Source organism: Neobacillus sp. 19, assembly GCF_049463095.1.
Classification (GTDB): Bacteria; Bacillota; Bacilli; order Bacillales; family Cytobacillaceae; genus Neobacillus.
Window position 1 is genome coordinate 40,945 of record NZ_JBMPZU010000084.1, and the last position, 13,501, is coordinate 54,445.

Annotated in this window: 9 protein-coding genes and 2 pseudogenes; 1 reads left to right on the forward strand and 10 read right to left on the reverse strand. The window is 41.8% G+C overall.

All coding sequences use genetic code 11. The annotated features are described in order from the left end of the window. Positions 1–3 precede the first annotated feature (3 nt). The 10 genes and pseudogenes from rsmB to ACO1D1_RS24550 all read right to left on the reverse strand — a co-directional run bounded on the left by rsmB (position 4) and on the right by ACO1D1_RS24550 (position 11,533). On the reverse strand, positions 4–1,353 hold the full coding sequence (gene rsmB, locus ACO1D1_RS24505) for a 16S rRNA (cytosine(967)-C(5))-methyltransferase RsmB (protein WP_423337459.1): 1,350 nt from the start codon (positions 1,351–1,353) through the stop codon (positions 4–6). Position 1,354: 1 nt separating this feature from the next. Beyond that, a complete protein-coding gene (gene fmt, locus ACO1D1_RS24510) occupies positions 1,355–2,299 on the reverse strand; it encodes a methionyl-tRNA formyltransferase (protein WP_423337460.1) in 945 nt (314 codons plus the stop codon). Then, the gene (gene def / locus ACO1D1_RS24515) at positions 2,296–2,781 is read right to left on the reverse strand and encodes a peptide deformylase (RefSeq protein ID WP_423337461.1); all 486 of its coding nucleotides are present in this window, start codon (positions 2,779–2,781) and stop codon (positions 2,296–2,298) included. The genes fmt and def overlap by 4 nt, the downstream gene beginning before the upstream one ends. Before the next feature lie 115 nt (positions 2,782–2,896). Beyond that, positions 2,897–5,307 (reverse strand): annotated as a pseudogene (gene priA, locus ACO1D1_RS24520) (primosomal protein N'). Beyond that, a complete protein-coding gene (gene coaBC / locus ACO1D1_RS24525; RefSeq protein ID WP_423337462.1) occupies positions 5,294–6,517 on the reverse strand; it encodes a bifunctional phosphopantothenoylcysteine decarboxylase/phosphopantothenate--cysteine ligase CoaBC in 1,224 nt (407 codons plus the stop codon). Before coaBC ends, priA begins: the two are co-directional and overlap by 14 nt. 191 nt (positions 6,518–6,708) lie before the next feature. Further along, positions 6,709–6,924, reverse strand: a complete 216-nt coding sequence (gene rpoZ, locus ACO1D1_RS24530) for a DNA-directed RNA polymerase subunit omega (RefSeq protein ID WP_149869543.1) — start codon at positions 6,922–6,924, stop codon at positions 6,709–6,711. Position 6,925: 1 nt separating this feature from the next. Then, positions 6,926–7,540 carry a guanylate kinase gene (gene gmk, locus ACO1D1_RS24535; protein WP_423337463.1) on the reverse strand — a complete coding sequence of 205 codons (615 nt, stop codon included), beginning with the start codon at positions 7,538–7,540 and terminating at the stop codon, positions 6,926–6,928. Positions 7,541–7,549: 9 nt separating this feature from the next. After that, positions 7,550–7,813 carry an extracellular matrix/biofilm regulator RemA gene (gene remA / locus ACO1D1_RS24540; RefSeq protein ID WP_149869541.1) on the reverse strand — a complete coding sequence of 88 codons (264 nt, stop codon included), beginning with the start codon at positions 7,811–7,813 and terminating at the stop codon, positions 7,550–7,552. Positions 7,814–7,874: 61 nt separating this feature from the next. Continuing rightward, positions 7,875–8,750 (reverse strand): YicC/YloC family endoribonuclease, encoded by an 876-nt coding sequence (locus ACO1D1_RS24545; RefSeq protein WP_423337464.1) that lies wholly within the window; start codon positions 8,748–8,750, stop codon positions 7,875–7,877. Positions 8,751–8,853: 103 nt separating this feature from the next. Next, positions 8,854–11,533, reverse strand: a pseudogene (locus tag ACO1D1_RS24550) (calcium-translocating P-type ATPase, SERCA-type). A 172-nt stretch (positions 11,534–11,705) separates the two neighbouring features. Between ACO1D1_RS24550 and ACO1D1_RS24555 the strand changes: the two are divergent. Further along, the gene (locus ACO1D1_RS24555) at positions 11,706–13,415 is read left to right on the forward strand and encodes an Rqc2 family fibronectin-binding protein (RefSeq protein ID WP_423337465.1); all 1,710 of its coding nucleotides are present in this window, start codon (positions 11,706–11,708) and stop codon (positions 13,413–13,415) included. Positions 13,416–13,501: the final 86 nt, after the last annotated feature.

The following is a 13,501-nucleotide window of genomic DNA, read 5'->3' on the forward strand; positions in this document are numbered from 1 at the left end:
CTGTCACACCTTCTTTCTTATTGCTGCTATATAAAATCCGTCTGAGCCTAAATCCTGCGGGAATATTTGCAGGTCATAACCTGTTACTAATGGTTGAATTGCTTCTGGCATTCGCTGCTTGAAGGATACATCCCCTTCGTACTCAGGATGATTTTCTAAAAATTTCTTTACTGTCTGTTCATTTTCTTGTTTATCAACTGTACACGTACTATAGACAAGAATACCGCCCTTTTTTAATAATGGGGCAACAGAATTCAACAGGTCTTGTTGAATAACGCTTAGCCGCTCTACATCCTGCTCTGTTTTTGTGTACTTCATGTCAGGTTTTCTTCGCATTACACCAAGGCCTGAACAAGGGGCGTCGAGCAGAATTCGATTGAATGATTCATCTTTGAACTTTTCCTGTATAAGTCTTGAATCAGATACATTTGTTTTTATATTCGATAACCCTAAACGCCGGGCATTATCGTTGATTAATTTCACTTTGTGCTGATGAAGGTCAACGGAAATCACTTCACCCGTATTTTGCATTTTTTCAGCAATATGCGTGCTTTTCCCTCCAGGAGCTGCACAAGCATCCAAAACAAATTTGCCTTCCTTTGCACCTAATGCATAGGCGGCAAGCATCGAACTTTCATCTTGTATCGTTAACATTCCATATTTAAAGGCAATCGTTGAAGCTAAGTTCCCCTTTAATGACCTAATTGCCTCAGGAATGATGGGACTTTTTTCAATTTGATAACCATCTTCTTCTAAAATCGCCACACATTCATCTCTTGAAATCTTTGTGAGATTCACCCTGGCAGTTTGCATTGGTGCTGTTAAGTTTACTTCACACATTTCTTTCGTCTTCTCAAATCCGAATTGTTTCACCCATCTGGTCACTAGCCATAAAGGGTGACTCGTTTCAAGGGATAATCTCTCGTTCGGATCCGATACCTCACTCATCAAAGGAAGTCCTTCTCTTTGAATGCTTCTTAATACACCGTTTACCAAACTTGCAATTCCCTTATGTCCGCGGATTTTGGCAATTTCCACCGCTTCGTAAATGGCTGCCCGGTCTGGAATCCGGTCAAGATATACCATTTGATATAGTGTGAGCCTTAGTAAATGGTGTATCCAATTCGCTAGTTTCTTATTATCTTTAAGAAATGGCTTTAAATAGAAGTCCAAGGCCATTCGTCTTTGCAGTGTTCCATATGTTAATTCTGTCAGTAAGCCTACATCAATTGGGGACAATTCATTTTTTTCTATTACGTTGTTTAAGAGCAAATTGCTGTACGATTGGTTTTTCTCAATCTGTACGAGCAGATCCATAGCAATGGCACGTACGTTTTTTTTTGTTGAAGTCATGTTATTCTCCCAGCCTGCTGCCAGCTAAAATTTTTGAACCTGCACCACGTAAATATTGTTCACTCAGCATTTTAGTTTTCCCGGACGGCTGGAGCTCGATGATTTTAATGGCCGTTTCATTACCGGTGTTCACCGTAAACCCATCTGATTCTATCCTTAAAATGGTTCCCGGCTCCTGCCCCTTTGATCCAGCGGTCTTTTCAGCCTGCCATATTTTGATGACCTGACCCTCCATCGTCGTAAACGCAACGGGCCATGGGTTTAACCCGCGAATCTGGTTATAGATTTCTTCCCCGGTTTTCTCCCAGATAATCTTTTCCTGCTCACGCTTAATATTGGCTGCAAATGTTGCTTTAGCTTCATCTTGCGGGATTGGTGTCAGACGGCCAGCCAATAACTGCGGTAAGGTTTCTGATAATAATTTTGACCCGGCTGCACTTAACTTTTCATGAAGTGAACCAACATTATCATCTTCGGTAATGGGTATTTCCACACTTGTTAACATATCACCTGCATCTAATTTTTCTACCATATACATGATGGTGACACCGGTTTTCTCTTTTCCTTGCATGATAGCGTAATGGATTGGAGCACCCCCGCGCAGCTCCGGCAAAAGAGAAGCGTGAACATTTATGCAGCCGAATTTAGGTGCATCCAACAGCCTTTTTGGCAAAATTTGCCCGAATGCGGCAGTAATAATTAAATCCGGCTGTAATGAAAGGATTTTCGCAAGCTCTTCTTCTTGGCGGATTTTTTCAGGCTGAAAGACGGGGATCCCATGTTTCATTGCCTCCACTTTTACCGGCGGCGGTGTTAACACTTTTTTTCTTCCTACCGGTCTGTCAGGCTGGGTTACGACGCCAATGACCTCATAGCCATCATCAATAATTTGCCGTAACACAGGTACGGAAAAATCAGGGGTTCCCATAAAAACAATTTTCGTCATTCACTTTCTACTCCTTTTAACTCATCTTCCTCTAGGTATCTTGATACTTTGGCAGTAAATAAAACCCCATCAAGATGATCTATTTCATGCTGAATCGCTCTGGCCAAGAATCCTTCCGCTTCGAGGGAATATTTTCGCCCTTTCCGATCAAAGGCTTCTATTTTTACAAAATCGGGGCGTGTTACTTCACCAAAAAGATCAGGAAAACTTAAACATCCTTCCGGTCCAGTTTGTTCCCCTGATGATTCTAAAATACGGGGATTCATCATTTCAATTGTTCCGTGTTCATCATCTATATCCACGATGGCAATACGTGCATCCAGTCCGATTTGCGGGGCAGCAAGCCCTACCCCATCATATTCAATCATTGTGTCGTACATATCATCGAGAATTTTTGCAAGCTTTCTATCAAATTTTACCACTGCCTTACAAGTCTGTTCGAGAATCTCAGCAGGGTATATGACTATTTTTCTGATCGCCAAATCTGTTCCTCCATTATGCCAATACTAGTTAGCTGCGTAATTTTTTATTTTTATCTTATTATTTTCACCCAAAAATTGTAATCATAACCTTTTATACAGCTTGATCATTATGAAATTACATTAAAATAAATGGATTTACGTCGATGGAAACCTGCAAACCACTTTTCGTATCCTTTTGATATTGATCAAGGATTGTCTTTAATGTCTTTGTCAGGTTCGGTTCCCGTTTGTATTTTATCAGACATTGGTAGCGATATCTATTATTAATCCTAGGGATTGGTGAGGCAGCGGGTCCCAATACTACTGCCCTATTTGAGACCTGTGTACGGACATAGCTGACAATTTTCTCGGTAGCCGACACGACCTTAATAAGATCCTCATGACTAACCGTAATTAAAGATAGATAATAGAATGGTGGATAATGATGCGTTTTTCGCATCATCATTTCCCGCTGATAAAATTGATCATAATCATGATGACCGGCAAGTTCAATACTATAATGCTCCGGTGTGTACGTTTGAATGATAACCTCTCCCGGCAGTTGGTGACGCCCCGCTCTGCCTGAGACTTGTGTCAATAATTGAAAGGTTTTCTCAGATGCCCGGAAATCAGGTAAATGAAGCATCGTGTCAGCCGAAAGCACTCCCACCAACGTAATGTTTGGGAAATCCAGTCCCTTAGCGATCATTTGCGTCCCCAATAATATATCTGCTTTTCCATCCTTAAAATCAGTTAATAATCTTTCGTGCGAGCCCTTACGTCCTGTTGTATCAACATCCATTCGAATCACTCTAGCCTCCGGGAGAATTTTCCCCAGCTCTTCCTCCACCTTTTGCGTTCCTGTTCCAAAATAGCGGATATATTCGCTGTTACACTCAGGGCAATGCTTCGGGACAATGTTTTCATAACCGCAATAATGGCATTTCATCTGTTCATTTATACGGTGATAGGTAAGTGAGATGTCACAGTTCGGGCAATTCACTACGTAACCACAATCTCTGCACATCACAAAGGAGGAGTGGCCGCGCTTATTCAGGAATAAAACCGACTGCTGTTTTTTCTCAATTCGATCTTTTAACATTTCAAACAGCTTCCGCGAAAACATGGAGCGATTTCCTTCACGGAGCTCCTCTCGCATATCAATAATCTCCACGGAAGGCAGGGCCTGATTATTCATCCGGTTCGGCAGTGATAATAGATGGTACACCTCTTTTTGTGCTCTGGCAAATGACTCAAGCGATGGGGTGGCACTGCCAAGTACTACGGGACAGTTATAGGTAATCGCCCGTTCAACCGCCACATCTTTTGCATGATAGCGGGGCATTTCTTCTTGCTTATAACTTGTTTCATGTTCCTCATCGATAATAATGATGCCGATATTCTCGAAGGGAGCAAAAATCGCAGACCTGGCTCCTACCGCGACTTTTACTTCCTTGCGCTGAATTTTCCGCCATTCATCATATTTTTCCCCGCTGACAAGCCGCTGTGCAATACAGCCACTAAGTCTCCAAATCTTCCTTTAAAACGATTGACCATCTGCGGCGTAAGCGAAATTTCCGGCACCAGAACAATGGCTTCCTGACCTTTTTCAATTACCTCTTGGATTGATTGTAAATAGATTTCCGTCTTTCCGCTTCCCGTGACACCATAAAGTAAAAACACCTCATGTTGATCCTGTTCAATTGCATTAAGAATAGGTCCGATTGCGGATTGCTGTGCCTCCGTTAAAGGTAATGGCTTCGTTCGTTCGAATGTTCGATTTTCGAACGGATCCCGATAAACCTCCATATTGAATTCTGTCAGCAGCTTTTTTCCAATAAGGGATTTAACGGTTGAAGTGGATGTTTGTACGTCTGATACCAGCTTCTTTACTTCAATCTCCTGGTAGTTATCGGAAAAATACTGTAATATTTGCCTTTGCTTTTCCGCATTTACCGGCATGCGCTCTATTTCTTCTATTAATTTATCTCGTGTTACAGCGGGGCGGACATATTTTCTCTGTCTTTTCTTGACACGTTCCTTGACATAATAAAGCGCTTCAAGATGTCCTTTGGCTGCTTCTCTTTGTAGCTGTGGGACTATATTATTTTTTAAAGCGTCTTCCCAATTAAGGGAATCAGCGTGTTTAAAATATGGTTGCAGCGGCAATGGCAAATCGTCCGCTGTGAATTGGGAGGCAAGCTTCACCTTTTTTTCGTATTTAGCTTTTAATGCGGCTGGGAGCATCACTTGATATGCAAAAATTTTAAAACAGAGTGTATTTTCAGTTAGCCAGGAGCCAAGCTCCAATAATTCAGGGTTTAAAACGGGCTCTAAATCCATTGGCTCTATGATCTCTCTTAACTTCTTAAATTCTGACTCTGCCTTTAACTCGCTGACAAATCCCTGGATATTTCTAGGTCCAAACGGAACAATGACCCTCATTCCCGACTGAATAACTCCCCGCCATTGTTCCGGAATCAGATAATCGAAAGCCCGATCCGTTTGTTTCGTCGGAACATCCACAATCACACTAGCTATTTCCATCTTTGCCCATATCCTTCAATAGTGAAGTAATTTCTTCGATAATTCTTTTGGCAACATCTGCTTTTGACATAATCGGCATTTCCGTCACCGTGCCTGAACGCTTAATAAGGGTGACAATATTTGTATTTGATCCAAAACCTGCACCCTCTGTTTTTACATTGTTTGCGACAATCATATCGGCATTTTTCTTTGTTAGTTTATTTCTTGCATATTCTTCTAGATTCTCCGTCTCAGCAGCAAACCCAACCAGCACTTGGTTCTTTTTTCGCTGGCCCAGCTCGAATAAAATATCGTTTGTCCTTTCGAGTTCAATTGTTGCATCCCCTGGCTGTTTCTTCACCTTCTGTTCAAAGGTGACCTTTGGACGATAGTCAGCGACTGCTGCTGTTTTAATGACCACATCCGCTGCTTCATACCGATTCAGCACGGCATGATACATTTCCTCCGCACTCTCAACCTTTACTAGCTCTACACCAGCAGGTGCAGCCAGTTGGACTGGGCCGGAAACTAAAATCACATCCGCCCCCTGTCTCTTCGCCTCTTCTGCCAGGGCATATCCCATTTTTCCGGTTGAGTGATTGGAGATAAATCGGACCGGATCAATTTTTTCCCTGGTTGGTCCTGCTGTAACCAACACTGTTTTTCCTGCAAGCTGTTTTCGGCCACTGCCTGCAAAAAACCTTTTGATCAATTCGACTATTTTTTCAGGCTCCTCCAAGCGTCCCTTGCCAACATACCCGCAGGCTAAATAACCTTCGCTTGGTTCAATGAATTGATACCCATACTCAGCCAAGATGGCAATGTTTTTTTTCACAGCAGGATGATCATACATATGTACATTCATCGCAGGTGCAATCCAAACAGGTGCAGTTGCAGCCAGCATGGTGGTTGTAACCATATTATCAGCCATTCCACCGGCGATCTTGGCAATTGTATTCGCCGTTGCAGGCGCAACTAAAATTAAATCAGCCCAATCGGCCAAATCTATATGGGCAATGACTTGGGGGTTCTTTTCATCAAATGTATCAGTATATACTTCATTGCGGGATAATGCCTGAAAGGTTAAAGGGGTAACAAATTTTCCAGCAGATTCACTTAATATAACCTTCACATGTGCTCCAGCTTGAACTAGTTTACTTGTTAAAGCTGCAGCCTTATAAACGGCAATTCCTCCAGTAACACATAATAAAATTTTTTTATTCTCCACCATTACCTGCTATCCCTCACTTCTCGACCACTCTTATCTTCTTATTATGCTAGAAAAAAACCATTTTTTCATCTTTTTCCTATCTAGAATCGACAATTTTCAACGAATTTTGTTAAACCAAATAAAAAAGGCTGACATGCAGGATGATTTCCAATTGTCAGACCTTCTTTCATTTTTTTGTTTATAACCGTTAATTATTCTTGCATTTCAGCTTTTTGTGAAATCCGGTAGGTTAGCTCACCGCTATAAATTTCCTCTAATGCTTTCCCAACATGTTTATAGGAAACATATTTAGGCAATCTTTCATCGTGCACCTGTGACATGACACGGGCACGTTTTGCAGCCACGGACACAAGTGAATATTTTGAATCAATTTTTTCTAACAATGAGTCAATTGACGGATATAACATATTATTCAACCTCCAGCAATTTTTTATAACGATGTTCTATTCGTTCTCTACGGCAATGTTCAGCTGTTACAATTGCCTTGACACGCTCACAGGCCAGCTCTACTTGGTCATTTTCAACGACGTAATCGTATAATTCCATCATTTCTATTTCTTCGCGGGCAGATAACATCCGATTATGGATAATATCATCCGTTTCCGTACCTCTCGTCACAATCCGATTCTTTAATTCGGTAAGACTTGGCGGCATCAGGAAAATAAATAATCCTTCAGGGAATTTTTCACGAACTTGACGGGCGCCTTTTACTTCTATTTCTAAGAAGACATCTTTCCCGGCATCAAGGGTTTCGCGGACATAATCTACAGGGGTTCCGTAGTAGTTGCCGACAAATTCGGCGTACTCCAGGAGCTTGCCTTGCTCGATTAATTGTTCAAATTCTCCTCTTGACTTAAAAAAGTAATCGACCCCATCCACTTCTCCAGCGCGCGGTGCGCGGGTTGTCATTGAAATCGAGTATTCAAAAGCGGTATCGGGATGAGAAAATATTTCTTTTCGCACCGTTCCTTTTCCAACCCCGGATGGCCCGGATAGTACAATCAGCAATCCTTTTTCTTGCATTCAAAAATCCTACCCTTCATCAATAGTTTCATCACGGTCCGTCAAGCGATGGGCGACGGTCTCAGGCTGTACAGCTGAGAGAATCACATGGTCGCTATCCATAACAATCACTGCACGGGTACGTCGTCCGTATGTAGCATCTATTAACGAGCCCCGATCCCGGGCATCCTGAATAATTCTTTTAATTGGTGCTGATTCCGGGGAGACAATGGAAATAATTCGATTGGCAGAAACAATATTTCCAAATCCAATATTAATTAATTTAATCGACATGGTTACTCATCCAATCATTAATAATATATTTTGACCGTGTTAAACAGTTTCTAAACAAGTCCTACTCGATATTCTGAACCTGTTCCTTCAGCTTTTCAAGTAAACTTTTTATTTCAACAACCTTTTTAGCGATGTTTGAATCATTTGCTTTGGATCCGATCGTATTCGCTTCCCTATTCATTTCTTGAACGATAAAATCAAGCTTTCTTCCAATTGGCTCACAGTCATTTAAAGTTTGCAAGAATTGCTGAATATGACTCTTTAATCGGGTAATTTCTTCATTAATATCTGCTTTATCTGCAAAAACAGCTACTTCTGTTAAAATTCGCGTTTCATCTAATTGTCCATTGACGAACTCCTGCATCCTTTTCGTTAGGCGCTCTTTAAAGGATTGGACAACAAGTGGGGCATATTTCTGAAGGTCAAAAACATTTGCTTCTAATTGCGAAGAAATAGCCAGCAAATCTTTTTTCATTTCTTCACCTTCAGCCGTCCGCATTTGTTTTAATAAGATCACTGCTTCTTCAACAGCGGTAAGAACTAGATTCTCAATCTCTTCATTCCCTGATTCACTTTCTTCAATATGTAAAAGGTCTGTCCGATTCAACAAATCCTTTAACGTGATGGTATCTTCAATCCCATATTTGCTCCGTACCTGTTCGATGAATTGATAATATTCTTCAATCAGTTTCCAATCTACTTGAACATTGCGGGTGACAGTACCTTCTCCCTCAACACTTACATAAACCTCTACCCTGCCGCGGCGAATATGCTGGTTTAGTTTCTTTTTCATTTTATCTTCTATTTTTAACAGAGTTCTCGGCATCCGTATATTTATTTCGGAAAATCGATGATTGACTGTTTTTATTTCTACATTTACTGTGGATAACCCGGAAACGGCCTTTCCTCTGCCAAAGCCTGTCATACTAATAACCATATCGTGCACATCCAATCTTTTAAAAATGATCGGCTTTCAATGTATGTAAAAAAGACAAAAGGTAATAGAATGGTTTCTATTACCTTTTGGATTATAACACACTTTATTTTGTTTTTCTTAACAAAAATGTTCCTGCTAGTAAAAAAGTTGGTATTGAGGAAAGTCCGACAATTAGAAGCCAGTCTTTTGCAGCAATCGGCATGGTATGGAAAATCGGCTGTAATGGCGGATAATAAATAACCACAAACATTAACGCAAGAGAAGAAATCACTGCCCATACAAGATACGGATTCCCAAACGGGTTTCTAGAAAGGACCGATTTTTCACTGCGGCAATCAAACACATGAATCAGCTGGGCCATGACAAGGGTTGCAAAGGCAACAGTCTGCGCATATGTCAGCTGCGATTGATCGTTATGGTAGACAATAATGAAGGCTAATAACGTGACAATTCCAATCAGGAATCCACGTGATACCACCTTCCAGCCGAGACCGCGGGAAAAGATCCCTTCGTTTGGACTGCGCGGCCCCCGTTTCATTACGTTCTCCTCCGGACGATCAAGGCCAAGCGCCATTGCCGGCAGCCCATCTGTTACTAAATTGACCCAGAGAATTTGGATTGGAACTAGCGGCAGCGGCAAGGCGAGCAGCATGGCAAATAACATAACTAATATTTCACCCACATTGGATGCTAATAGGTAGCGGACGAATTTACGGATATTTTCATAGATGTTCCTGCCCTCTTTAATTGCTGCCTTAATCGTGGCAAAATTGTCATCTAACAAGACAAGGGCCGATGCTTCTTTCGCGACATCCGTGCCGGTGATCCCCATCGCCACACCAATATCTGCCGCTTTGATGGCAGGGGCATCATTTACCCCATCACCCGTCATGGCAACGATATGACCTCTATTCTGCAAGGCCTTCACGATTTTCAGCTTATGTTCCGGTGAAACCCTGGCAAAAACAGAAACATCCTCAACGACTTCCTCAAGCTCATCCACCGACATATCTGCTAATGCTTTCCCATCAAGCACCTTGCTTTTTTTCGTCAAAATTCCAAGCTGTGTGGCAATGGCTTTTGCAGTAATGACATGGTCCCCGGTAATCATTACGGTCTTTATTCCTGCATCTTTACATTCCTTAACAGCGGCTTTTACTTCCGGTCTTGGCGGATCAATCATGCCCTGGACACCAATAAAGGTTAGTTTTTTCTCGGCCTCCTGCTCACTCAAAATAACGGTATTAGCCGGGATTGGCTTAAAGGCAATCGCAATCGTTCTGAGCGCCTGTGAGGCAAGACCATTTACGGCATCCTGAACCTTTACATGTGTTTCCTTATTCATATATTGTGTCCGTTCATCCCAAAGAATCGATTCACAAATTCCTAAAATAACGTCAGGTGCCCCTTTGGTTACAATGAAATGCTTCCCTTGCTTGTCTTTCACATGCACACTCATCATTTTTCTGGCAGAGTCAAATGGGAATTCATTTATAATAGTAAACTCATCCAATAATTTTTGGCGATTAAAGCCTGCCTTCATTGCACTAACTAGTAAGGCACCCTCTGTCGGATCACCGTCAAGAATAAAATCATCCTCTTTTAAAACTAAATCCGAGTGGTTACAAAGCATCCCAAAAATCAGCATTTGCTGCAATGCTTTTTCATCTCTCGGAAGAACTATTCGCTCGCCCTGATAAAAACTTTCCTTTCGGCTGGTATCCCACCCCCTCGACTGTCCAAGTATGACCGCCACTCCAAAGGTGGGTAACGGTCATTTTGTTTTGTGTCATCGTCCCTGTTTTGTCAGAACAAATAACCGAGGCACAACCAAGCGTTTCGACGGCAGGCAGTTTCCTGACAATTGCATTTTGCCTAATCATTTTCTGAACACCAAGGGATAAGGCTACGGTCACAATCGCAGGCAGCCCTTCAGGTATCGCAGCCACCGCAAGTGAAACTCCCGCTAAAAACATTTCATATAATTCGTGACCGCGCAACACTCCAACAACAACTACGAGGATGGTTAACAGCAAAGCAACTGTGATTAAAATTTTTCCCAACTGCTCTAAACGGCGCTGCAAGGGGGTTTCTTGCGACTCGGCATTTTGAAGCAGATCAGCAATTTGACCCATTGCCGTTTTCATTCCGGTTGCGATGACTACGCCAATACCGCTTCCCCTTGTTATCATCGTGCCCATGAAAGCGATATTCTCCATATCCCCTATTCCTGGGTTAGGGTTGGTTAAACTGTCAATATGTTTAGAAACCGGGACAGACTCCCCTGTTAAGGCGGATTCTTCAATTTCTAGGCTTATTGATTCAATGACACGAACATCGGCGCCAATCCGGTCGCCGCTGGTAAACTTTAAAATATCGCCTATCACAATTTCTTTTGATGGAATCTTCAACCATATTCCATCCCTTAGTACGGATACCTGTGGTGCAGATAATTCTTTCAAGGCCTGCAGTGATTTCTCAGCCCGCCTCTCCTGGTAATAGCCAAGACAGCCGTTAATAATGACGATTGCGATGATTGCGATGGCATCAATATATTCTCCAAGCAACCCGGAAATCAAAGTTGCAGCAAGAAGCACCAGGACCATAAAATCTTTAAATTGACTAAAAAATAAGAGTAAAGCAGATTGCTTTTCTCCCTCTTCTAATTCATTTAGTCCGTGCTGCTTGATCCTTTTTTTTACTTCTTCCTGTGACAATCCAGAAGAAAAGTCGGTTTCTAAGGCCTTTTCTACTTGATCTATCTTCATTTCATGGAATTTCATCCGACCATCTCACTTCCCCCTTTAATCATTCAGACTAGCTCTAAAGAAAGCTTATTCAGGGTCGTCCAAAAAAATGCTAGTTGAAAATGTCATTGCAGAGTAAAATAAGGCAGATGATAAAATAGTAGGATATAATGAAGTTTACATACGTTTGAAGAAAAGGATGTTTTCGATGTCATTTGATGGTTTATTTACAAAAGCAATGGTCGATGAACTAATTTCTGCCCTGAGGGGTGGAAGAATAAACAAGGTTCATCAGCCTTATAAAAATGAAGTGATTCTTACTATCCGTGCCAATGGAGTGAATCAAAAACTTCTTTTATCTGCTCATCCCAGTTATGCCCGGGTGCAGCTCACAAACGAAGCCTATGACAATCCGAACGAACCTCCAATGTTTTGTATGCTGCTGAGAAAGCATATTGAGGGTTATATTTTGGAGGATTTATATCAGGTTGACAACGACCGGATGATTATTTTAGAAATTAAAGGCCGTAACGAGATTGGGGATATCAGTTATAAGCAATTAATCATTGAAATTATGGGCCGGCACAGCAATATCGTTTTAGTAGATAAAACACGGAATATTATTCTAGATAGCATCAAGCATGTTTCATTTGCGCTGAACAGCCACAGAGCCATTTTACCGGGGCAGCCTTATATCTTCCCACCGGCACAAAATAAGCTAAATCCTTTTGATGCTACTGAAGAGGATGTATTACGGTCGGTTGATTTTATTGGCGGTAATCTGGACAGGCAGCTAGTTGAGCAATTTGCCGGGATATCACCGCTTTTTGCAAAGGAAGTTATTTTCCAAAGCGGCCTGGCCAATCGAACCACTGTGCCTGGGGCATTTGTGCACTTGATTAAAAAAATAGCAGCAGGCACGATATCCCCAGCTATCATGTCTGCAAATGGGAAAGAATCGTTCTATCTTTTTCCGCTTGAGCATGTAGCGGGAGAAAGCAAGACCTTCCCTTCCCTAAGTGAGCTGCTTGACCGTTATTATTTTGGCAAAGCCGAACGCGACCGGGTCAAACAGCAGGGAAATGATATTGAACGGTTTATCAGTAATGAAAAGGAAAAAAATGAAAAAAAGATTGTTAAGCTTGAGGATACACTGAAAGAAGCAGAACGAGCAGAGCAGTACCAGCGTTTTGGGGAACTGTTAACAGCCAATCTTTACGCGGCAAAAAAGGGCATGAAGGAAATCGAGGTCCTTAATTATTATGATGAAATGGGCGGCTCACTGATCATTCCGCTTGACCCAAGGAAAACACCATCTGAAAATGCCCAAAAGTATTTCTCCAAATACCAAAAAGCGAAGAATGCGGTTGCCGTGGTGGTTGAACAAATTGAAAAGGCTCGTGAGGAAGTAATTTATTTTGAAAATTTAATACAGCAAGTACAGTCTGCCTCTCCGAAGGATATACAGGAAATTCGCGAGGAGCTTGTAGAGGAAGGCTATGTCAGAGAGCGGCAGAAACGGAAAAGTAAGAAAGCACAGAATACGAAGCCGGTGCTGGATCACTTTATATCTTCCGATGGCACGGAAATCATCGTCGGAAAAAATAATAAGCAAAATGATTATTTAACTAATAAGTTGGCGGCAAGGGATGAAATTTGGCTCCATACGAAAGATATTCCCGGCTCACATGTAGTCATTCGCAGTAAAGATCCTTCCGATGAAACAATCAATGAAGCAGCTATATTAGCGGCTTATTACAGCAAAGCGCGAAATTCAAGCTCAGTTCCAGTTGATTTTACAAAGGTTCGCCATGTGAAAAAACCTAGCGGTGCGAAGCCGGGCTTTGTCATTTATGACAACCAGCAGACAGTTTATGTCACACCCGATGAAGAAATAGTGTTGAAATTGAAGAAATAATGCGAAAAGAGGATGTCCGATTTATTTTGGACACCCTCTTTTTCAATTTATCAGCGAATACGTATGATGTATCGGCGAATTTTGAA